We start from the raw sequence: 21,548 nt of genomic DNA on the forward strand, positions 1-21,548 counted from the left end.
CCCAAAGGGGCGCATTTCTCCTCACTGATCCAAGAAACTCCGCAGCTTTCTGCTCCGCGAGGGGTGCTTCAGCTTCCGCAGGGCTTTCGCCTCGATTTGGCGGATGCGTTCGCGGGTCACGCTGAATTGTTGGCCGACTTCCTCCAACGTGTGATCGGTGTTCATCCCGATGCCGAAGCGCATCCGCAGCACGCGTTCCTCACGCGGCGTGAGCGAGGCCAGAACGCGGGTTGTGGTTTCCTTCAGGTTTTCCTGAATGGCACTGTCCAACGGTAGCACGGCGTTCTTGTCTTCGATGAAATCGCCAAGCTGGCTGTCTTCTTCATCGCCAATCGGGGTTTCCAAGGAAATAGGTTCCTTGGCGATTTTCATGACCTTGCGCACTTTCTCAAGCGGCATTTGCAGCTTTTCGGCCAATTCCTCGGGCGTGGGTTCGCGGCCGATTTCGTGCAACATCTGACGGCCTGTGCGCACCAGTTTGTTGATCGTTTCAATCATATGCACAGGGATACGGATCGTGCGGGCCTGATCCGCAATCGAACGCGTGATCGCCTGCCTGATCCACCATGTCGCATAGGTCGAGAATTTATAGCCGCGGCGATATTCAAATTTATCCACCGCCTTCATCAGGCCGATATTGCCCTCTTGGATCAAATCCAAGAATTGCAGGCCGCGATTGGTGTATTTCTTGGCGATCGAAATCACGAGGCGCAAATTCGCCTCGACCATTTCCTTCTTGGCCTGACGCGCTTCTTTCTCGCCCTTTTGAACTTGGTTCACGATGCGGCGGAATTCGCTGATATCAAGGCCGACATATTGACCAACTTGGGCCATATCGGCGCGCAAGTCTTCGACCTTATCGCGGGAGCGTTCCATCAGGGCTTGCCACCCACGGCCAGGTTTTTCAGCCATGCGATCCACCCATGTGGGGTCAAGTTCATAGCCGCGATAGGCCTCGATGAATTCATGGCGATTGATGCGGGCCTGATCCGCCAGTTTCACCATGGCGCTGTCGATCGACATGATGCGGCGGTTGATGCCGTAAAGCTGGTCAATCAGCGCCTCGATACGGTTGTTGTGCAGGTGCAGTTCATTCACCAATTCCACAATCTCGCCGCGCAGTTTTTGATAGGTGGCCTCATCGCCCGAATCAAAGCTCGAATCTTCATTCAGCGTGGCCGAGATACGCTTGTCCTGCATTTCGGCCAGATAGATGTAATCATTGGCGATACGATCTAGGGTTTCCAAAACGCGTGGCTTAAGCGCGGCCTCCATCGCGGCCAAGCTCATATTGGCTTGATCGTCCTCGTCCTCGTCATCATCGCGGGCGATTGGGTTCCCGTCCGCGTCCAATTCTGGTTCGTCACTCTGGTTTGATGCAGCACTGCCGCTGTCGCGGTTGTCGCCATCCAAACCACCAACCACGGGCGCATCGTCATCTTCTTCACCGATTGAGCGGCCAAATGTGGCGTCTAGGTCAATCACATCGCGCAGAAGAATATCTTCTTCTAGCAATTCGTCCCGCCAGATGGTGATCGCCTGAAAGGTCAGGGGGCTTTCACAAAGCCCTGCGATCATGGTGTTGCGGCCCGCTTCAATGCGCTTGGCAATCGCAATTTCACCTTCACGCGAGAGCAACTCAACGCTGCCCATTTCGCGCAGATACATCCGCACAGGGTCATCTGTGCGATCCAGCTTTTCGGTCTCGCTGCTGGCCAAGGCCACTTCGCGCGAGGTGGAGGTTTCCACCAACTCACCGCCAGAGGATTTGTTTTCCTCGTCCTCGACCTCATCATCTTCGATGATATTCACGCCCATCTCAGACAGCATCGACATGACATCTTCGATCTGTTCAGAGGAGACCTGTTCAGGCGGCAAGACAGCGTTCAATTGATCATAGGTGATAAACCCACGCGCGCGGGCCTCGGCGATCATTTTTTTGACGGCAGCTTGGCTCATATCTAGACCGATTTCGGTCTCTTCGCCTTCGGGTTTGCCGTCATCGCTGTCTTTGGCCATCGGCGATTATCCTTTTCGTTCAAGCTCGGCCAAGGTCGGCTGACGCTTGCACCTGAAATCATTGTAGTGCGAATCAGTGATTCGCAAAGCGGATTAACGTTTTTTCTTCTCCCACACACGCTCCTCTATCAAGTGGCGCAGGCGGTTTGAATATGCAGATGTGTCTTCACTGGCATCCGCTTGGTCGTTTCTTTTCGGCTTTGTGGCTTGTTGTAACGTCTTTAAGGCCTGAGTTAAACGCCATGACAGGTGCGGATCGTCTTCGGTGCGATCCAACCCCTCAAGGGCTTCGGCCATTTCATGGTCGATCCCATGCCACGCGGCCAGTTTCGCGAATTCCTCCGTGAGGCAGTCTCGTGCTTTGTCTTCGGCGCCCTGCGATAAAACGGGCGGTGTAATGCGGACATGGCCCATTGAGAGCAGATTTTCAAGAAGGGGAGATAACCCAAAAGCCTCTAATTCTTGGTTAAGGCTTTCTTTGTCACGGCATCGCGTCCCCAAAAGATGCGCGCTCAGGCGGCGATATTCCTCCAGCTCAGGGTGCAGTCGGTCAAGCTGCGGCTCAAAATGATCGAGCAAGGCGGGGTAAAGACACAACAACGCCAAGATGACCGACCAACGCAGATCTTTTTCGCTAATTGCCCCTGATGCGAGGGCCGAGGCACGGGTTTCCGCCAAAGGTTCGAGAGGGAGGTCAGGGCGCATAAACCCAGCCTTGCGGGGGCTGCGGGCTGTTTTAGGTGCTGCGGAACTCTGCCGTTTTTGGCGGAACAGCTGCCATTTGAGGTCTTTGAATGCTGTATCGTAGTGGTGGCGTAAATCAGGATCTTGGATCTGTGCCGTGGCGCGGCGCAAAGATTTGTCCAACTCGGCGCGCCGTTCGGGGCTGTCAAAAACACGGCCTTCGGTTTCGCGTTGCCACAAGAGGTTGACCAAGGGCTGCGCCCCTTCAATCAGGGTTTGCATTGCGCCGCGCCCTTTGGCACGGATCAGATCATCAGGGTCCTGGCCCTCAGGAAGGATGCAAAACCGCAGGGATTTTTGCGCACCCAACAAGGGCAGGGCTAGATCAATCAGGCGCATTGCGGCGCGCAAGCCCGCCTTGTCGCCGTCAAGGGCGATGATCGGCTCGGGCGAAATGCGCCACATGAGTTGTAATTGATCGGCGGTGATGGCGGTGCCAAGCGGGGCCACCGCCGCCTCAAACCCTGCACGCCATAGCGCGATGACATCCATATAGCCTTCTGCCACGATCAAAGGCTGGCCCTTGCCCGCGGCTTCGCGGGCGGGGCCGTGATTGAACAAGGCGCGCCCCTTGTCGAACAGAGGTGTCTCGCGACTGTTGAGATATTTGGCGCGTGCGTTCGGATCCATCGCGCGCCCGCCAAAGCCGATGCAGCGCCCGCGCGGATCACGGATGGGAAACATGATCCGATCTCGAAACGCATCATAAGGCGCGCCACCATCATCGGGTTTGCTGGCAATCCCTGCGGTGATGATATCCTCGGCAGCGATACCTTTGGCCTGCAATGCCTCAAAGGTCCCGCGCCGTGCTGATGGGGCAAAGCCGATTTCAAACCGTGCAAGCGTGGCTTCATCTAGGCCCCGCTTTTCAAGATAATCCCGCGCGTCACGGGCCGCAGAGGATTTCAACTGTAGCTTATAGAATTGCACCGCCGCCTCGGTGGCCTGTGCCAATTTCTCGCGCGCGTCTGATTTTTCCTGTGCGCGTGGATCTCGTTCTGGCATGGGCATCCCTGCCTCACGCGCAAGAATTTCAATCGCCTCTATGAAGCTGACATTTTCAGTATCTTTCACAAAGCTGATTGCATCGCCTTTGGCCTGACAGCCGAAACAATAATAAAACCCCTTGCGATCATCGACATGGAAGGATGCAGTTTTCTCTTGGTGAAAGGGGCAAGGGGCCCACATATCCCCCTTGGCCGCATTGGATTTGCGGTTGTCCCACATGACTTTGCGCCCGACCACCTGCGACAGCGAGATGCGGGTGCGCAATTCATCCAAAAATCCAGGCGGCAAACTCATGGGGCGAGTATCTTCGCGAACGCGGGCGCTGTCCAGATGCCGCCGTGTGATCCTCTGTGGAGAACCCTGTGGGCAAACTCATAGTGCGGCTGATCTGCGCGCCGCCACCCCTTGCATTGCATGGGTCAGTTCGGTCAGGGCGGATTGCGCCATGGATCGCATCACAAATATCTCGATGTGACCTTCGTCATCGGATGTCACAAATAGCGCATCAATATGGCCCAATAAACTGCGCGCAGAACGCCATGGCCCGAAGGCGGTGGGGCGCAGGTCCAACGGACAAAGCCGCGCCAAAACCTCGGCCAGATCAGGCCCTGTCAGCGTGAACCGCGCCAAAGCCCCGCTTTGATCTGCCAAAAGCGCGTAAGGTGCCAAGGGGGCGAGGGGGGCTGAAGTCCCCAAAAGAAGCGCATGATCTAGCCCGTTCCAAATCAGCCGCAGTGTGTCGTGTGTGACGACCTCACTAGGCGCAGGAAATTTTAGGCCCAAATCAGATTTCAGGATCGTGTTCACCGCATCAAGGCAGTTTGGATGGGGCAAGAGTGCCGTGATGTTTTGGGGGGCATCAATGCTGAGCTGCATCGCGCCATGAGAGATTTCACTGGGGCCCGTTACAACTGGGGCTAGGGAAAGATCAGTCACGCATCCGCCCTCCGTCAGGGTCAAAGAAGACAGGCGGGCAAATCTCGCAAAGGGTTTCTTGCCCGCGCAGATGATCAACCATTTTTACTTGATCCCCATGTCGTGCGCGCCCATCCACAAAGAAGCCAAGTGCGATTGGATGGCCCAAGGTCGGCGAGAAACAGGCGGAAGATACGTAGCCTTTTGAGGTTTCCCGACTGGGTTTTGCATCGGCCTCGAACAAATGCCCGCCTGCAAGAATTTTTGATTGGCCATCAACAGGGCGCAACCCGATTAATGCAGGGCGCGCAGGGTCAAGCAGCCCTTCGCGCGCTGCGCCTGCACGGCCGATGAAATCACTTTTCTTCTTGGACAATAGCCCCGCCATGCCCAAGTCACCCGCGGTCACGCGGCCATTGATTTCGGCATGGGTGATAAAGCCCTTTTCAAGGCGCAAGACGTTGAGGGCCTCGACCCCATAAGGCCCGCCCTCCATCGCTTCGGCGCGGGTCAAAAGCACGTCATAAAGGCTTGCGCCATAGCCCACGGGAACCGCGATTTCATACCCTTCCTCGCCTGAGAAAGAGATGCGGAAAATGCGGGCAGGCACGCCCAAAACATCCCGCGCGACCCATCCCATAAAGGGCAATTCATCGCGGCGCAGTCCTTTGGTCAGACCCGCCACGAGGTCGAACGCCTTTGGCCCTGCAACCGCGAATTGCGCCCAAGCCTCTGTTGTAGAAGTCAGGCTGAGTTTCCAATTAGGGCAAAAGACCTGCGCCACAAATTCCAGATGCGCCATGACCTCGGCTGCGGCGGCGGTTGTCGTGGTGATCACATAGTTATAGGGGCCTACGCGCGCGCAGGTTCCGTCATCCATAACAAACCCATCTTCGCGCAGCATCAAACCATAGCGCACACGCCCCTCTGGCAGGGTCGACATCATATTGCTGTAGACAAAATCAAGGAACCGCGCGGCATCCGGGCCAGACACGGCGATTTTGCCCAAAGTGGAAACATCGACAACACCGACCGCATTGCGCACATAGCCCACCTCGCGGTTGCAGGATTGCAGCCACGTTGTCTCGCCATTTTGTGGGAAATAGGACGCACGATACCACAGGCCCGTGGCCACCATCGGGGCATTGCGAGCAACACTTGCTGCATGGCTGGTGGTCAGGCGTTCGGGTGCAAACCCTTTGCCTTGCGCGCCTGCGCCAATCGCACCAAGGGACACGGGCACAAAAGGTGGGCGATAGGTTGTCGTGCCAGTCTCGGAAATTCCACGACCCGTGGCATCTGCCAAAACCGCAATCGCGGTCGTGTTTGAACTGCGTCCTTGATCGGGCGCCATTCCTTGGGTCGTGTAGCGCTTCATATGTTCGACCGATTGATACCCTTCTTGCGCGGCAAGGCGGATATCTTTGGTGGTCACATCATTGGCGAAATCTATCCATGCCCGCTTTTTGCCAGAAACCACCCAATGGGGCCTCGCTGTCTCGCGCGAAGCGGGGGCGATTGGGCAGGGCGTATGAGGGGCCGTCAGGCCCAATTCGGACAGGGCATTGATCGCCGCTGCAAACCCCGAGGTGAAACACTCGGCAGTGCTGAAATATCCTGCAGCACTGCCTGCGTAATGCAGGGCAGGCACCGCGCCCTCAGGGGCAAGAAAACAGGATTTCTCCGCGTTCCAAATTGCGCGGGCGCCCATATGGCAGGCAAGGTGAATATTGGGGTTCCATCCCCCAGACATTCCCAAAGCGCCGATGTCCATATCGGTGGTTTTTCCCGCGGCATCACGAATGGTTATGCCCGAGATACGCGTGCGGCCGCGTGTCGCCACGACCTCCGCACCACGATAAAGGGGATAATCGCCAAGCGCAGGTGCATCGCTGCGCGGGTCGATGACGGCGGCAAGGGTTGCCCCCGCGGCCTGCAAGGCAAGCGCATCGCGATGTCCTTGATCCGTGCTGACAAACAGCGCGATTTTGCGCGCTGGTAAGACGCCGTAGCGGTCGAGATAGGATCGCATTGCGCCTGCCATCATAATGGCCGGGCGGTCATTGTCTGCAAATGCAATGGGCCGTTCAACCGCGCCCGTGGCCAAAATCGCAGCGCGCGCAGTGATGCGCCAGAAACATTCGCGCGGCACAGTGCCACTTGGGGCCTGCTCAAGTCCCACGCGCTCGATCATGCCATAGGTGCCACCATCATAGGCCCCCGTGACTGTGCAACGCGGCATGATCCGCACATTGGGCATTGCAGAAAGCTTGGCCGATATCTGCGCGAGCCAAGTTTGCGCAGGCATATCGTCAATCGCAGCATCCTCAAGCCAAAGCCTGCCGCCGAGTTCTGTGTTCTCGTCAACAAGGATCACATCCGCGCCCGCTTCAGCCGCGACAAGGGCGGCAGTCAGGCCCGAAGGGCCAGCGCCAATGACCAGAAGATCACAATGCCCAAAGGCCTTTTCAGATGGTTCTGCCTGCATCTCGCGGGACAAGCGGCCCAAACCCGCTGCGCGGCGGATCAGGGGTTCGTACACCGCTTCCCAAAAGCGGCGCGGCCACATGAATGTTTTGTAGTAAAACCCCGCGCTTAAGAAGGGCGCGGCCAGATCATTCACGGCCAAAAGATCAAACCCAAGCGGCCCGAGATGGTTTTGACTGTGCGCAACAAGCCCCTCATAGAGGGATTGCATCGTGGCGCGTGTGTTCGGGATTGCGGCCCCATATGGCCCGCGTGACAGTTCAACCAAGCCGTTTGGATCATCCGAGCCTGCCGTCACGATCCCGCGAGGGCGGTGATATTTGAAACTGCGCCCGACCAATGCGACATCATTGGCCAGAAGGGCAGAGGCAAGGCTATCGCCCTCGAACCCCTGATAGGTTTTGCCGTCAAAGGTGAAATTGAGCGGCTTGTCGCGATTGATCCGTCCTTTGCCCTCAACCCGCATGATCTTGCCCTCGATCGCGGAGCAACTGTGCCCCTAGGATGGCGTGGCTGACTGTGTTTCGAGTGACAGATATCCACGCCCCGCAGCCGTGTGCATGACGCCAAATCTCAACGATTTGGCCCGGTTGATTGTCTCGCAAATGCAGATAGCTGTGCCACTCCGCCGCGCCCGCCTCAGCCGCAGGGCGATCTGCATATGTGATATCGCCTTTGGGACGAAATTCGCGGCTGTCTCTTTGGCCGCAAATGGGGCAGGGGATACGCATAACCGTCTCGATCTCTAATGCAAATTATGTTGGCTGCCGCGGCCTTCTTCATCCATGAGGCCCCGCCCCGTCTCAAACCGGTCGAGGCGATAGCGCTCGGCGCTTTGATGCGGCTGATCTGTGGCCATAAGATGTGCGAAGGCATAACCCGATCCCGGCACGGCCTTAAAGCCGCCATAACACCACCCACAATTCAAATAGAGGCCCTCAATCGGGCTTTTGTCGATAATGGGGCTGCCATCCGAGGACATATCCATAATCCCGCCCCAAGAGCGCAGCATTTTGGCCTGTCCGATCATCGGCATGAGAGTCATACCTGTTTCCACCACATGCTCTGCAGTGGGCAGGTTCCCGCGCGAGGCATAGGATGCATAAAAATCAAGGTCACCGCCAAAGACCAGTCCGCCCTTGTCAGACTGGCTGATATAGAAATGCCCCATGCCATAAGTGATCACATGGTCAATTGCGGGCTTTAGCCCTTCGGTGACAAAGGCCTGCAACACATGGCTCTCAATGGGCAAGCGCAGACCTGCCATTGCGGCCACCTGAGAACTGCGTCCCGCCACCACAACGCCAATCTTGCGTGCGCTAATGGCACCCCGCGTGGTTTGGACACCCGTGACGCGGCCCTGATGCACATCAATCCCTGTGACTTCGCAATTCTGGATGAGGTCTACACCACGTTGATCCGCCGCGCGGGCATAGCCCCAAGCCACCGCATCATGGCGCGCTGTGCCGCCGCGTTTGTGGTAGAGCCCGCCAAAAATTGGGAAACGGGTTTGATCATAATCGAGATAGGGGATCATGCGCCGCAATTCATCACGATCCAACAAGATCGCATCATCGCCTTGATTGATCATCGCATTCCCGCGCCGCGCAAAGGCATCGCGTTGCCCGTCTGAATGGAACAGGTTGATGATGCCGCGCTGGCTGTGCATGACATTGTAATTCAGGTCTTGCTCTAGCCCTTCCCACAGTTTCAGAGAATGGCTGTAAAATTGAGAATTGCCTTCAAGTAGGTAATTTGCGCGCACAATGGTGGTATTACGACCGATATTGCCACCGCCCAAATAGCCCTTCTCAAGCACGGCAATATTTGTGATGCCATGATTTTTGGCGAGGTAATAGGCGGTTGCCAGACCGTGGCCGCCACCGCCAATGATAATCATGTCATACTGCGCTTTTGGAGCAGGATCGCGCCACGCGCGCGTCCATGATTTTTGCCCTCGCAATCCTTCGCTGATCACACGAAGGCCTGAATAGCGCATCTGACCTCTCCCTTTGTCCCTAAGCTCACCCTAGGACAGCAGCGCAGAAGGGTTTCGTCAAGTTGCGACAAACTCGGGTATTTTGCCGACTCTTTCAGTATCACCTAGGGCTGGGGCAGGGTGGGCGCTTCGCCCTCGGGCGCAGGGACAGGTTCCATCCCGATCCCTTCTGAGATGTTGCAATTGCTGACGCAGTATTGCGCACCAGACGCCAAGGAAAAGATCACCCGATCCCCAAATCGAGGCCGTGTTGGCATGAAGTTGTCGAACACCCGCGTAGGCATATCGAAATTCAAAATCGGCTCGTAGACAAAGCGGGTTTCGACCAACAAGATGTGGCTGCCCTCTGGCAAGGCGGGAAGGCGTGAACGGGCTGAGATGGCGGTGGCGCCATCCATTGCTGCAAGATCGCCTGCCCCATATGACCAATCTAGCGTTACCTCATCATTGATCCGCTTAAACTGCGACACGCGCAAAGACGTGCCTGTTTCTTGATGGGTCATGTAGCGAAACACGTTCAATAATCCCTCAATATCCTCAGGGGTCAGAACGGCTTCAATGCGCGATATGGACTCTGCCAAAACATTACTGGCGCGCGTGGTCATGGTGTAATGACGAAACCCGTCATACAGCGCCAAGCAAGTGACGATAATGGCGATCAACACGGGCAGGATAAGCGCGACTTCAATCGCGATTGCGCCCTGTGTTTGGTGCAGGAATTTTTTAATTACGCGCCTCATTGTTGGGCCACCTCAGTGATGGGTTCAGACACGAAAATCGTGCTTGCTTCCATGAACAAACGCCCGCTGGTGTCGCCATTGATTTGGGCCATCAAGGCCGAAACCCGCAATAACGGATCAATCTCGACACAGACGCGCAGAAGCATCAATTCATTGGGCAAGGTCTGGCTTGGCTCAAACCGCGTCACGGGACGTAGCAGGGTGTTGCGGTCGATACACATCGCATCGCGTGAAGGCAGCACATAGCTTGGCCGCACAATCGAGCGCAGATCGAGAGAGATTGTCTCGTGGCAATTCCGGATAATCCGTGCCTTGTCACAGATCATGTCTGCGACTGTGTCAGTTGTCAGATCAAGTCGCGAAGAGAGGCGTAAGCTCCGCGAGGTGATGTCGACCGCCCGTTCCAACATAGCTTGGCGCACGATGATGATGGATGTCTCAAGCGACATCAAAAACACCGAAAAGACCACGGGAAATAAGAGCACGAATTCGAGGGTCGAAGCGCCGCTCTCGTCTTTGATCCATGTGTGAAGATGTTTCATTCAATCAGCCTCAACATACCGATGGCCTCGGAGATCGAGGCGAAAGCATCCGTCAGGTTGCTGCTGCGCGTTAAGTAATGGTTGGAGGTTGTCGCAGCGCAATTTTGCAATATAGCGGCGTCTGATTCAGTCGCATCCAGCGAGATCGTAAAGATCACAATGTCACGCGCCGCAGCTGCCGCGCAGAGGGTCTCGAAATTCTGGTTTGAGCGGGCGGTCGTATCGGCCAGAGAGATCGCATTGTCGCTGAAGTTAAAATACGCATCATACGCGTTGCCCCATCCGACCAAGCCGTCTAGGGCCGCGCGGATTGTCATCGGGTAATAAAAGTCAAACAGGATCGACCTTGATGTCCGCGTTGCCCAAAGTTCAGGCCACGTCAGTTGCTGCGCTGCTGCACCGCCAAAGGGCTCAGACTGCCATGTGCCTGCGGTATCAAAGGGGGCTGCGCCGCTTGTGACATAATAACGACCAGCCGCGGCATGATAGGTTGACCATCGCACAACACCGCCCGCTTCAAAGCGGTAGATGGGCGCAAATCCGCGTTTGAATTGTTGTGCCACATCAGGGCTTTCACCGCTGGCCATGCCATCGGCGATCAAGACGATGACCTTTAACGCGTCATTGCTATAAGCGGTTGGTCTATTTGCAAAGCTCGCGGGAATCTCGCCATCGCTGGCCAGAACTGCCGCGGCAGGCTGTGCCGCAGGGTCAAGCAGGGCCGCGCCCCATTTCAACGCTTGGTCAGGTCGCGCAAAACCTTCTGCCACCAAGCCTTGGATATGGGCATTAATCTCGGCTTCATCGTTAGACCAAGGCAAGATCGCGTTCACGTCATCCGTTGGGCAATAGGCCTGTGCGAAGGGTATCCAATTATATTGGTAGATATAATCGAAATGCATGGTGCGCTCGATTGGGTCAAATGGGGTGACCGCAACCGATGAGAAACTGTCATCTGGAAATTTGGCACAGGTGCTGAAGGAGTGTTCTTCGGTAAAATTGAACACGCCCGCCAGTGCAGTCCCCGCAACAATGCGATCATTGAAAGGAATGACTGAGATCGAAACCACATCGCTGCTTCGGTTATTTCCAAGCATCTCTGTCACGAAATTGGTCGCTGCGGTCTTCATCCAGTCCAACTTGGAATTGTCCAGCATGGAACCTGAGCGATCCAGAACCAGCGAGATTTCGACTGAGCGAATATTCTGTTCCGCCCGCGAATTGGCCTCTGCCCGCAAGGTGTTGAATCCGAAATAGCGCAAGAAATAGGTGCGAACATCTTGTTCTACGCGCACCCCTGTGATCCGCCGACCATCTTGGATGAAATAATCAGGGGTTAATCGCGAGGGCGTAATGTTTTGCGCGTTCAAATATTGTGTGACGATGCTAGAAACTTCGGCCTCATCATTGGCGGTGCCTGCCGCAGAAAGAACCGCACGATCAATCGCGCTTTGCAATTGCGCCCGTTGAGATTCGAAGCGGATCACATCCACCGCCAAGCCGCCAAGGCTAACCATGACCATCGTCAACAGCACCACAAAGATCGTGACCGATCCTTGCTCGTCCCGCCAGAATCGGTTCGCGCCCAAACCATGGCGGCAAAGCTGTGCCGTTTTCGGTTTTCCCTGCATCATCCTCAATCCATTGACCTGACCCACCGCAGATTTGGCGGAGGCTTTCCTGTCATGTCCTCAAAGAGCGGCGAAAATGCGGCGATTACGGGAAGAGTTTACGAAGTTTTTTGCAATCTTCGTGGCAAGGCGTAGGGTTCGAAGTGTGACACAGATCACAAACCCTTTTTGAGTGTCATGATTTGGCAAAGTTTGGGTGCGATGAGGGGGGATATGTAAATTTAATCGCACCCGCGCCGTTTTGTTCGCTGTCTAAGGAAGGAACAGCTATGGCCAGCATCCCTGCAAATGAACCGAGTTTTCGTCAATCCGTTGAACTGATGTTCAACCGTGCGGCCGCGTTGATGGATCTCTCCCCCGGATTGGAGGAGAAAATTCGCGTCTGCAATTCCACCTATGTGGTGCGTTTTGGCGTTAAGCTACGCGGCGAAATTAAGACCTTTACAGGTTATCGCTCGGTGCATTCCGAGCATATGGAACCTGTAAAAGGTGGCATCCGCTATGCCCCCAATGTCAATCAAGATGAGGTTGAGGCCTTGGCGTCCCTGATGACGTTTAAATGTGCGCTTGTAGAGGCGCCATTTGGTGGCTCGAAGGGTGGTCTGTGCATTGACCCGCGCGAATGGGATGAAGATGAACTCGACCGCATCACCCGCCGCTTTGCCTATGAGTTGATCAAGCGTGATCTCATCAACCCCAGTCAAAACGTGCCCGCCCCAGATATGGGCACGGGCGAGCGTGAGATGGCGGTGATTGCAGATCAATATGCTCGCATGAACACAACCGACATTAATGCAAAGGCCTGCGTTACAGGGAAACCCATTCATGCGGGGGGTATTCAAGGCCGTATCGAGGCCACAGGGCGAGGCGTGCAATATGCCTTGCGGGAATTCTTTCGCCATCCAGAGGATATCAAGGCGGCCAATCTATCGGGCGACCTTGAGGGCAAGCGTATCATTGTGCAGGGCTTGGGCAATGTGGGCTATCATGCGGCGCTGTTTCTGCGTGATGAGGATGGCGCAAAGATTACCCATGTGATCGAACGCGATGGCGCGGTTCATAATGATCAGGGTTTGGATATCGAAGCCCTGCGCGCACATATCGTTGCCACGGGCGGTGTGCGTGATTTCAAAGGCGGCACCTTCATCGAGGATGGCGCCTCTGCGCTTGAGGCTGAGTGCGATATCCTGATCCCTGCAGCGCTTGAAGGGGTGATTAACCTGTCCAATGCCGCGCGGATCAAAGCACCGCTCATCATTGAGGCGGCCAATGGCCCGATCACCGCTGGCGCGGATGATGTGCTGCGCGAAAAGGGCGTGGTGATTATTCCTGATCTTTACGCCAATGCGGGTGGCGTGACCGTGTCCTATTTCGAGTGGGTGAAGAACCTGTCACATATCCGATTTGGTCGGATGCAGCGCCGCCAAGAAGAAAGCCGCCATGAATTGATCGTAAATGAGCTGGAGCGGCTGTCGCGCGACACGGGCATTGGTTGGACGTTGTCGCCCGATTTCAAACAAAAATATCTGCGCGGCGCAGGAGAGTTGGAATTGGTGCGTTCGGGCCTCGATGATACGATGCGCACCGCCTATCAGGCGATGCGCGAGGTCTGGCACGATCGCCACGATGTGCCTGATTTGCGGATGGCGGGATTTTTGGTGTCCATTGCTCGTGTGGCGGCAAGCTATCGCGCAAAAGGGTTATGACCTCTTTCGGGGGCGGGTTCGCGCTTTAGGATTTCGCCCCCAAATCCCGCTCCGCCAATATGATTTTGATCAAATCAGCTACGGCCTTGGCTTCGCCTGCGGATGTGACGCCGCCAACAGCCACAGATTTCCCCCAACGCCGCCAAAGACCAGGGGCATAAACGCGACCCCCTTCCTCGGGTTTGTGCAAAAAGACGATAAAGCCTCCCGCGGGCTTCATCGCGAAAAACCCGCGATCCACGCTTTCGACATTGTCTATATGGAACAGCACGCGGCCATTCTCTTCGCGTAGGCATTCGCGGGTTAGGATCAATTTGTGCGATGAGGCTTCCCACAATTTATAGGTCATCCCCAATGACCCCACGCCAAACACAATCAACAGCAAGAGCCAGAAGATATGTTGGGGCGGGTTTGTGGCCGCAATCATGATCAGAAGAAACCCTAGGCCACCCAAACAAAACACCGCAAAGCTGCGGCGGGCAATATTGGGGGCGATATAGCCGATAATCTCGTCTTGGGCGCGTTTCTTGGCCACGAAGCATTCCTTTCGCTGAAATCTGCTCCCCGCTCATACATGGAATATCGGCCCTCGCAAAGATGCACATCTTTTTGCGGATTTGTGCAGATTGTCATGGTGCGGGATGCGCCCTAGTTTCACTCACGACACGCCCCAAAGATCTTAAGGGGCATGAGAAGGAGAAAGCTTATGTCGATCCGTCCTGTTGTCGAAGCGCGCAGCGCAAAGCCCACGTTGGAAGGGGCAGGGGTGCATTTGCACCGCGCCTTTGGCTTTCAAGATCCAACCGAACTTGATCCGTTCTTGTTGTTTGACGATTTTCGTAACGAAGATCCCGCCTATTTCCAGAAAGGGTTCCCTTGGCATCCCCATCGTGGGATTGAGACAATCACCTATGTGCTGGCAGGCACGGTTGAGCATTCAGACAGCCTTGGCAATACTGGCAAATTGGGGGCAGGTTCGGTGCAATGGATGACCGCAGGGCGGGGCATCTTGCACCAAGAAATGCCGCTCGGAAACGCCAAAGGGCAAATGCACGGATTTCAGCTGTGGGGCAATCTGCCGTCATCTATGAAAATGACAGATCCGCGCTATCAAGATGTCGCCGCGCAAGAAATCCCAGAGGTGATTGATGATGATGGCACCCGCGTCAAAGTGATCGTTGGGGAGTTTTGGGGCAAGAAGGGCCCCGTTGATGGCATTGCCGCTGATCCTCAATATTTGGATATTTCGATCCCTGCGGGCGTGAAGAAAACCTTCCGCATCGACACCTATCGCCGCGCCTTTGCCTATGTCTTCGAAGGCCAAGCCGCATTCGCGGATGCAAGCCAACCCACAGGCGTGCTTTTGGAAAAAGAGGTCATGGGGCAAGAAGTGAACATTCGCGATATGTCGGGCGATCGCACCTTGATCCGATTTGGCACAGGCGATGAGATCACTGTGCAGGCGGGGCCTGAAGGTGTGCGGTTCCTTCTGATTTCGGGTGCACCGATTGAAGAACCTGTCGCGTGGCATGGGCCAATTGTGATGAATACCCAAGACGAAATCCGCCAAGCCATTGCGGATTTGCGCAATGGCACCTTTGTGGCGCCCGCGCATTAAGTCACCTTTCCAAGGGGCGGGGGATCCCCTAAGAAGCGGCCTATGTTGAACATTGTCGAACATGGCACGCCGCAGGATCGCCCGCCTCTTTTAATCGCGCATGGTCTTTATGGATCAGCGCGCAATTGGGGTGTGATTGCGAAACGGGTCGAACGGCATTGCCTCACCGTTGATATGCGCAACCACGGCGCAAGCCCATGGTATGACAGTCACAGCTACCCTGATCTGGCCAATGATCTGGCCCAAGTGATCGAGGCGCATGGCGCCTGTGCCGATGTGGTTGGCCATTCGATGGGAGGCAAGGCGGTGATGATGCTGGCTCTGACGCGGCCCGATTTGATCCGCCGCGCCGTGATCGCGGATATTGCCCCCGTGACCTATGGCCATTCGCAACAACCGATGATTGATGCCATGCGCGCAGTTGATCTCAGTGCGGTTGCGACACGCGGGGATGCAGATCGCCAATTGCAGGCCCATGTGAACGATGCAGGGGTGCGCGCGTTTTTGCTGCAATCGCTGGATGTTAAGGCACAGGCGTGGCGGCTAAACTTAGATGTTCTCTCGCGCGAAATGGCGAAGATCACAAGCTGGCCTGAGGGGGATTTCACCCCCTTTGCGGGGGATATCTTGTTCCTGTCGGGCGGGCGTTCCGATTATGTCCGCCCCGAGCATCGCCCCGCCATTAAGGCGCTGTTTCCCAATGCGAAATTCGCAAAAATTCCGCAAGCGGGGCATTGGCTGCATGCTGACACCCCGCGGGAATTTGTGGAAAGCCTCAAGGTGTTCTTAGGCTAACCTGCGCGTTTCATGCGCTGCATGATATTGGTCTTCCAGACAAATTGATGCACCAAGACCGCGCCCACATGCACCAAGACCAAAAGCATGAGAAGCGACTTGAGAACCTCATGCACCTCGGCGCTCGCCTCAATCTGACCGCCCCATGCCAGCATCCCTGTGATTGGCAAGGCCAGCATCAGCGCATAAAAGGCCCAATGGGCGAGATGCGATAGCCGCGCGAAAATCGCGGGCTCTTCTGCGGGGGCATCAGGCGCGCCGCGCCGCAGGCGCAGAACAAGCCGCCAGATCACCAAAAGCAGCACCAAAATCCCAGGAATGGCGTGGCTCGCCCATCCCAAGGATTGCGCGTAAACGCCTGTTTCAAGCGCCTGCTCATAGGCCTCTTCAATGCCTTCGTGGTAGACGAATTGATAAATGATCAGGGCGGCTATGCCCCAATGCAGCGCAATCTGCGTGCCGCTATAGCCCAGTGGTTTTGACATCTCTTTTCCGTTCCTATCAGGTTAATGCCTTAATACGCCCCGCTATGATCCACGCAGCGGGCAAGGCAATGACCGCACCACCCCCTGCGGCAATGGCAATCGGCTGCCACCCGTCAAGACCTGCGGCCAACACAGCTGTTACGCCGATCCCCGCCAAAGCTGTCGCGGCCAATGTGAACAAAAGCAAGAACAGGCGCATCTAACACCCCCTTTATCGCATGAGGCGCGTTCCCCATGAGGGCAGGATGGCAGAGGTGGGGCCAGTCCGCCTTGATTTTGGTCAATTCATTGAGAAAATATGACCTGCGCCGAAAGCGTGGCCCCAGACCCTACTTCCGACGCAGCACAAGGCCACCATTTACCCCCATCACTGCGCAAAGCCGCTGGCCCGACTGTTGCGCCCCCTCATCAGAGCGCGCGCGGGGCCGTGATGTCAAGGCAAAGCCGCGGGTCAGTTGGCTACAAAAAGGGCGTGGGAGTATTGGACGCGGGAGGGATAGCTGTTTGTTACCCTGCGCTTCAATGCTCATCGCTGGAGTTGCTAATGCGGTAGTTTTTGATTGGAGCGCGAGCTTGGGGCGTACGGGCAATGATTCCGATGTTGTCATTACAAAAAAAATATATATTTTTAACAACAAACAGACGTCACACTGAGCATATCATGACACCCGATCATTTTGACAGGTCGATCTTCGAGGTTGTGAACAACCGAGCGCAAAAACTTGAAGGCGTGCTGGAGTCAGACGTAATTTTTTATCATGGAAGCATATACCCTCAGTATTTTCGATACTTCCGCGATTTTGTTGAACAGGTAAAGCGCGCAAGCAAACGTAGTGACAACGCAATATCTGTGATACTAAGAACTGGTGGCGGGTCAGCCGAAACCACAGAACGTATGGTCGGGGTCCTTCGTAAGCATTACAATACAGTCAACTTCGTCGTGCCGGACGTTGCGATGTCGGCAGGAACAATATTTTGTATGTCTGGTGACAAGATTTATATGGACTATGCATCAACCTTAGGTCCGATTGATCCTCAAGTGCCCACCCCAGATACTGGAGACTACGTGCCAGCGCTTGGATACCTTGATAAAGTGCAAGAGTTGACGGTTAAGGGGCAGCTTGCACCAGCCGACGTTGTAATGTTGAAAAGCCTTGATCTCGCTAAACTTGCACTTTTCGAGCAAGCTCGTGAGCTCTCAATAGAACTTCTTAAGAAGTGGTTAGTGGAGTACAAGTTCCGCAATTGGACGCAACATCGCACTACAAATCGTGGGGCGCCAGTCACTGAACACGAAAAAGCCGAACGCGCTGAGCAGATTGCGCGGGATTTAGCCGATCATCGAATGTGGCGATCTCACGGACGGAGCCTAGACGTGAAAAAGCTTACTGATCTAAGAATTGAGATTGACGATTATTCTGATGATGAGGCACTGCGAAATGCCATACGAGAATATAACGATCCTTTAACTGGTTTTGTGGATCGTATGCGTACGGAATTCATGCTACATAGTCACAATGTTCCGTTGTGAGGGAGGAAGCGATGAGCATAACTGGTGATGTACGGAAGCTGCTCGCCCACCAGCGGCAGCCTGAAGAGTTGGAAGGCGCTTTGCGCGATGCCGAGCTATTAGCGGACCTTTTTTCGGATGTAAGACCAATCCCGTACATTGTGCCGATAGAGAGGTTCGCTGGGTTGCCAATCTTAGGCGAGGAAAAGAGCAGCTTTCTACCTTAGCCCGCTTCATACGCAGTGCATAATTTTGCCTGCCTACGCCCTAAGTGGTTGAGCGTAACTTAAGGCACTGTAAGCGGTTAACTGGGACCTAGCATTGGCCCCCGACCAATTTTTTGATGGTGGTAGTTCTAGGACGCATTGTCTTATTACCATTGGCACGACCTGTGCGTGATTGGCATCGCTTGAAAAATTACTGAACCAAACGCTCTGATTAATGCTCAATCATCCATCTTCAACGCGTTGATGAACGCGCTTTGCGGGATTTCGACCTTGCCGAATTGGCGCATCTTCTTCTTGCCCGCTTTCTGCTTATCCAAGAGTTTCCGCTTGCGGGTGGCATCCCCGCCATAACATTTTGCGGTCACGTCCTTGCGCAGCGCGGCCAAGGTTTCGCGTGCGATGATGCGCCCGCCAATCGCGGCTTGGATCGGGATTTTGAACATATGGCGGGGGATCAGCTCTTTGAGCTTTTCGCACATCATGCGGCCCCGCTGTTCGGCGCGGTCCCGATGCACCATGGTCGATAGGGCATCAACTGGCTCATCATTCACCAGAATTTGCATTTTGACCAAGTAATCCTGCTGATAGCCCGTCATCTGATAGTCAAAGCTGGCATAGCCTTTGGTGACCGATTTCAGGCGGTCGTAGAAGTCAAACACAACTTCGTTCAGCGGCAAATCATAGACCACCATCGCGCGGTTGCCCGCATAGGTGAGGTCAAGCTGCACCCCGCGGCGGTCTTGGCAGAGTTTCAGGACATCGCCCAAGAAATCATCAGGCACAAGGATCGTGGCCTTGATCCGCGGTTCTTCGATATGATCGACATAGGTCAGGTCGGGCATATCGGCGGGATTGTGCAATTCCACCATCGACCCATCCCGCATATGCACATGATAAATCACCGAAGGTGCGGTGGTGATAAGGTCGATATCATATTCACGCTCGAGACGGTCGCGGATGACCTCAAGGTGCAAAAGACCCAAGAACCCGCAGCGGAAGCCGAACCCAAGCGCGGCCGAGGTTTCCATCTCATAGGTAAAGCTTGCGTCATTGAGGGCCAATTTCTCAATCGCATCGCGCAGGTCTTCGAAGTCATTGGCATCCACAGGGAAAAGGCCGCAGAACACCACAGGGATCGAGGGCTTGAACCCAGGAAGCGCTGCCGCACAGCCGCCTTTATCATGGGTGATGGTGTCGCCCACACGGGTGTCGCGCACCTGTTTGATGGAGGCGGTCAGAAACCCGATCTCGCCTGGCCCGAGCTCTGCAATATTTTCCATCCGCGGGCGGAACACGCCTAGGCGGTCAATTTGATACAGCCCGCCCGTTTTCATCATACGGACGCGGTCGCCCTTTTTGATCTTGCCATCCACAACGCGGATCAGAACGACCACGCCCAGATAAGGGTCATAATAGCTGTCGATCAGCATCGCTTTTAGCGGTGCATTCGCGTCACCTGTGGGTGCAGGCAGGCGGGTGACGATTGCCTCTAGAACGTCAGGGATGCCCAAACCCGTTTTCGCGGAAATCATGACCGCGTCCGAGGCATCAATCCCGATCACATCTTCGATCTGTTCGCAAACCCGTTCAGGTTCGGCGGCAGGCAGGTCAATCTTATTGAGAACGGGAACAATCTCATGATCCGCTTCAATCGCCTGATACACATTGGCCAAGGTCTGCGCTTCAACCCCTTGGCTGGCATCCACAACCAATAGCGACCCTTCCACCGCCCGCATCGAGCGGCTGACCTCATAGGCGAAATCGACATGGCCGGGCGTGTCGATCAGGTTCAGAACATAGGTCTGGCCGTCCTTGGCAGGGTATTCAATCCGCACAGTATTGGCCTTGATGGTGATCCCGCGCTCGCGCTCGATATCCATCGCGTCAAGCAATTGCTCTTTCATATCTCGCTCGGCCACTGTGCCTGTCAATTGAATCAGGCGATCCGCCAAGGTGGATTTGCCGTGGTCGATATGCGCCACGATGGAGAAGTTACGAATGCGAGAAAGCTCGGTCATGTTGGCCCTAGGCTATGCGTGCAGTAAGCGGTCAGATAGCGCAAGGCGGGCCAATAGGAAAGAGGGCTCAGATGATAAACCCGCGCAAGCACATGCCCTGCCTGCGCGGGTTTGCGGGATCAGTTGTTATGGCCTTCGCCCATCGACCCGTGGCCACTCATGGAATGACCTTCGGGCATGCGATCAAGATCAACGGGGATGGTCACTGTCAGCGGGCTTGCCGTCTCGAAGGTGAACGTCACTTCGATCTCAGCACCATTTTCCATCGGTGCATTCAGCCCCATGAACATCACGTGCTTGCCGCCACGTTCTAGGAAGATGGTTTCGCCTGCTGCAATGGGAAACCCTTCTTCGACATGCACCATACGCATCACCCCATCCCCATCGGCGATATGGGTGTGTAGCTCGACTTTGGCAGCCGCATCTGACGTCACGCCCGTGATGACGTCATCTTGGCCCGTATCGTTGGTGATTTGCATAAAGGCCGCACCTGTGGGGGCCGAGGGGCCTGTGCTGCGGGCATAGGCATCGCTGACGACCATATCGGCCAACGCGAAAGAGGGCAGCGCGCAGAGGGCTGCCGCGAGGAAAAACTGTTTTTTCATTTTGGATATCTCCATCCAGATCTGTGTTGAAATTCAAATAGGGTTGAACTCACAGAAGGATGGGGGGTGCGCGGGCCTGTTTGTGGCGGGGGAGAGAGGCCCCAATTAGGGTGGGGGCTTCGCGTGTCTGGTCAAATTTATGATAGCTTGCATTAGCCTGCCAAGCAGGGCTGAGGATCAGCGGGGCGGCATGGGCCAGATGGCAATCAAGGCAGGCGTGTTTGTGCGCGACAGGCGCCCCGTCTTGATCCAGAAGTGGCAAGCCCTGCGCATCGGTGGCGATCCAGACCTGCTCGGCCCCGAGGCATAATGTCGTTAAGTCGCCCCAAACCATTTGACCGCGCGCCATGGCATGGGCGCTGCTCGTTAGCACCATCAGCGCAATCAGCGCTGTCATCAGCCAATTGGAAGCCTTGCGTATCATGGCGCCAATCAAAACCACAAAAAACAATGTCTGGCCCTGCGCGATGGTGTCGCGTTGCCGCATAAAACGAAACAC

General features: G+C 55.5%; 19 protein-coding genes. 4 read left to right on the forward strand and 15 right to left on the reverse strand.

Annotation, left to right across the window (positions count from 1 at the left end; all coding sequences use genetic code 11):
* Positions 1–21: 21 nt before the first annotated feature.
* The 9 genes from rpoD to I3V23_11730 form a co-directional block, all read right to left on the reverse strand.
* On the reverse strand, positions 22–2,019 hold the full coding sequence (gene rpoD, locus I3V23_11690; protein ID QPI85202.1) for an RNA polymerase sigma factor RpoD: 1,998 nt from the start codon (positions 2,017–2,019) through the stop codon (positions 22–24).
* Positions 2,020–2,112: 93 nt separating this feature from the next.
* Positions 2,113–4,065 (reverse strand): DNA primase, encoded by a 1,953-nt coding sequence (locus I3V23_11695; GenBank protein QPI85203.1) that lies wholly within the window; start codon positions 4,063–4,065, stop codon positions 2,113–2,115.
* Positions 4,066–4,143: 78 nt separating this feature from the next.
* Positions 4,144–4,707 (reverse strand): sarcosine oxidase subunit gamma, encoded by a 564-nt coding sequence (locus I3V23_11700; protein ID QPI85204.1) that lies wholly within the window; start codon positions 4,705–4,707, stop codon positions 4,144–4,146.
* Positions 4,700–7,639, reverse strand: coding sequence for a sarcosine oxidase subunit alpha family protein (locus tag I3V23_11705; protein QPI85205.1), 2,940 nt, complete (start codon positions 7,637–7,639; stop codon positions 4,700–4,702). The genes I3V23_11700 and I3V23_11705 overlap by 8 nt, the downstream gene beginning before the upstream one ends.
* Positions 7,629–7,904 carry a sarcosine oxidase subunit delta gene (locus I3V23_11710; protein QPI85206.1) on the reverse strand — a complete coding sequence of 92 codons (276 nt, stop codon included), beginning with the start codon at positions 7,902–7,904 and terminating at the stop codon, positions 7,629–7,631. Before I3V23_11710 ends, I3V23_11705 begins: the two co-directional genes overlap by 11 nt.
* A gap of 14 nt (positions 7,905–7,918) precedes the next feature.
* Positions 7,919–9,172: a sarcosine oxidase subunit beta family protein gene (locus I3V23_11715; GenBank protein ID QPI85207.1), complete on the reverse strand. Its 1,254-nt coding sequence runs from the start codon at positions 9,170–9,172 to the stop codon at positions 7,919–7,921.
* Between the two features lie 104 nt (positions 9,173–9,276).
* Positions 9,277–9,912 (reverse strand): hypothetical protein, encoded by a 636-nt coding sequence (locus I3V23_11720; GenBank protein QPI85208.1) that lies wholly within the window; start codon positions 9,910–9,912, stop codon positions 9,277–9,279.
* Positions 9,909–10,454, reverse strand: coding sequence for a pilus assembly protein (locus I3V23_11725; GenBank protein QPI85209.1), 546 nt, complete (start codon positions 10,452–10,454; stop codon positions 9,909–9,911). Before I3V23_11725 ends, I3V23_11720 begins: the two co-directional genes overlap by 4 nt.
* Positions 10,451–12,088: a hypothetical protein gene (locus I3V23_11730; protein QPI85210.1), complete on the reverse strand. Its 1,638-nt coding sequence runs from the start codon at positions 12,086–12,088 to the stop codon at positions 10,451–10,453. The genes I3V23_11725 and I3V23_11730 overlap by 4 nt, the downstream gene beginning before the upstream one ends.
* A gap of 266 nt (positions 12,089–12,354) precedes the next feature.
* On the opposite strand from I3V23_11730, the gene I3V23_11735 reads away from it, so the two are divergent.
* A complete protein-coding gene (locus I3V23_11735; GenBank protein QPI85211.1) occupies positions 12,355–13,791 on the forward strand; it encodes a glutamate dehydrogenase in 1,437 nt (478 codons plus the stop codon).
* Between the two features lie 25 nt (positions 13,792–13,816).
* On the opposite strand, the gene I3V23_11740 is transcribed toward I3V23_11735, so the two are convergent.
* The gene (locus I3V23_11740; protein QPI85212.1) at positions 13,817–14,326 is read right to left on the reverse strand and encodes a hypothetical protein; all 510 of its coding nucleotides are present in this window, start codon (positions 14,324–14,326) and stop codon (positions 13,817–13,819) included.
* A 171-nt stretch (positions 14,327–14,497) separates the two neighbouring features.
* Here I3V23_11740 and I3V23_11745 point away from each other — a divergent pair, with 171 nt between their 5' ends.
* Together I3V23_11745 and I3V23_11750 are read left to right on the forward strand one after the other, a co-directional pair.
* Positions 14,498–15,409, forward strand: coding sequence for a pirin family protein (locus tag I3V23_11745; protein ID QPI85213.1), 912 nt, complete (start codon positions 14,498–14,500; stop codon positions 15,407–15,409).
* A gap of 42 nt (positions 15,410–15,451) precedes the next feature.
* Entirely contained in the window at positions 15,452–16,204 is a 753-nt protein-coding gene (locus I3V23_11750; protein ID QPI85214.1) for an alpha/beta fold hydrolase, read from the forward strand.
* Here the strand turns inward: I3V23_11750 and I3V23_11755 are convergent.
* Both I3V23_11755 and I3V23_11760 read right to left on the reverse strand, forming a co-directional pair.
* Entirely contained in the window at positions 16,201–16,689 is a 489-nt protein-coding gene (locus tag I3V23_11755) for a cytochrome b/b6 domain-containing protein (protein QPI85215.1), read from the reverse strand. The two genes, I3V23_11750 and I3V23_11755, sit on opposite strands and share 4 nt — an antisense overlap.
* Before the next feature lie 16 nt (positions 16,690–16,705).
* Positions 16,706–16,888, reverse strand: a complete 183-nt coding sequence (locus I3V23_11760) for a CTP synthetase (GenBank protein ID QPI85216.1) — start codon at positions 16,886–16,888, stop codon at positions 16,706–16,708.
* A gap of 462 nt (positions 16,889–17,350) precedes the next feature.
* Between I3V23_11760 and I3V23_11765 the strand changes: the two genes are divergently transcribed.
* Complete coding sequence (locus I3V23_11765) at positions 17,351–18,220, forward strand: serine dehydrogenasease (protein QPI86819.1); 870 nt, start codon at positions 17,351–17,353, stop codon at positions 18,218–18,220.
* Between the two features lie 424 nt (positions 18,221–18,644).
* On the opposite strand, the gene lepA is transcribed toward I3V23_11765, so the two are convergent.
* From lepA to I3V23_11780, 3 genes are all read right to left on the reverse strand, one after another.
* The gene (lepA, locus tag I3V23_11770) at positions 18,645–20,444 is read right to left on the reverse strand and encodes an elongation factor 4 (GenBank protein ID QPI85217.1); all 1,800 of its coding nucleotides are present in this window, start codon (positions 20,442–20,444) and stop codon (positions 18,645–18,647) included.
* 119 nt (positions 20,445–20,563) lie between these two features.
* Positions 20,564–21,049: a copper chaperone PCu(A)C gene (locus tag I3V23_11775; GenBank protein ID QPI85218.1), complete on the reverse strand. Its 486-nt coding sequence runs from the start codon at positions 21,047–21,049 to the stop codon at positions 20,564–20,566.
* A 49-nt stretch (positions 21,050–21,098) separates the two neighbouring features.
* The gene (locus I3V23_11780; protein QPI85219.1) at positions 21,099–21,536 is read right to left on the reverse strand and encodes a hypothetical protein; all 438 of its coding nucleotides are present in this window, start codon (positions 21,534–21,536) and stop codon (positions 21,099–21,101) included.
* Positions 21,537–21,548: the final 12 nt, after the last annotated feature.

The organism is Rhodobacterales bacterium HKCCA1288, assembly GCA_015693905.1.
GTDB lineage: Bacteria > Pseudomonadota > Alphaproteobacteria > Rhodobacterales > Rhodobacteraceae > M30B80.

Bases quoted from the DNA above. Each gene is read 5' to 3' on its own strand.
- rpoD (QPI85202.1), bottom strand. From the start codon at position 2,019: ATGGCCAAAGACAGCGATGACGGCAAACCCGAAGGCGAAGAGACCGAA.
- I3V23_11695 (QPI85203.1), bottom strand. From the start codon at position 4,065: ATGAGTTTGCCGCCTGGATTTTTGGATGAATTGCGCACCCGCATCTCG.
- I3V23_11705 (QPI85205.1), bottom strand. From the start codon at position 7,639: ATGCGGGTTGAGGGCAAAGGACGGATCAATCGCGACAAGCCGCTCAAT.
- I3V23_11710 (QPI85206.1), bottom strand. From the start codon at position 7,904: ATGCGTATCCCCTGCCCCATTTGCGGCCAAAGAGACAGCCGCGAATTT.
- I3V23_11715 (QPI85207.1), bottom strand. From the start codon at position 9,172: ATGCGCTATTCAGGCCTTCGTGTGATCAGCGAAGGATTGCGAGGGCAA.
- I3V23_11720 (QPI85208.1), bottom strand. From the start codon at position 9,912: ATGAGGCGCGTAATTAAAAAATTCCTGCACCAAACACAGGGCGCAATC.
- I3V23_11725 (QPI85209.1), bottom strand. From the start codon at position 10,454: ATGAAACATCTTCACACATGGATCAAAGACGAGAGCGGCGCTTCGACC.
- I3V23_11730 (QPI85210.1), bottom strand. From the start codon at position 12,088: ATGATGCAGGGAAAACCGAAAACGGCACAGCTTTGCCGCCATGGTTTG.
- I3V23_11735 (QPI85211.1), top strand. From the start codon at position 12,355: ATGGCCAGCATCCCTGCAAATGAACCGAGTTTTCGTCAATCCGTTGAA.
- I3V23_11745 (QPI85213.1), top strand. From the start codon at position 14,498: ATGTCGATCCGTCCTGTTGTCGAAGCGCGCAGCGCAAAGCCCACGTTG.
- I3V23_11750 (QPI85214.1), top strand. From the start codon at position 15,452: ATGTTGAACATTGTCGAACATGGCACGCCGCAGGATCGCCCGCCTCTT.
- I3V23_11755 (QPI85215.1), bottom strand. From the start codon at position 16,689: ATGTCAAAACCACTGGGCTATAGCGGCACGCAGATTGCGCTGCATTGG.
- I3V23_11760 (QPI85216.1), bottom strand. From the start codon at position 16,888: ATGCGCCTGTTCTTGCTTTTGTTCACATTGGCCGCGACAGCTTTGGCG.
- I3V23_11765 (QPI86819.1), top strand. From the start codon at position 17,351: ATGACACCCGATCATTTTGACAGGTCGATCTTCGAGGTTGTGAACAAC.
- lepA (QPI85217.1), bottom strand. From the start codon at position 20,444: ATGACCGAGCTTTCTCGCATTCGTAACTTCTCCATCGTGGCGCATATC.
- I3V23_11775 (QPI85218.1), bottom strand. From the start codon at position 21,049: ATGAAAAAACAGTTTTTCCTCGCGGCAGCCCTCTGCGCGCTGCCCTCT.
- I3V23_11780 (QPI85219.1), bottom strand. From the start codon at position 21,536: ATGCGGCAACGCGACACCATCGCGCAGGGCCAGACATTGTTTTTTGTG.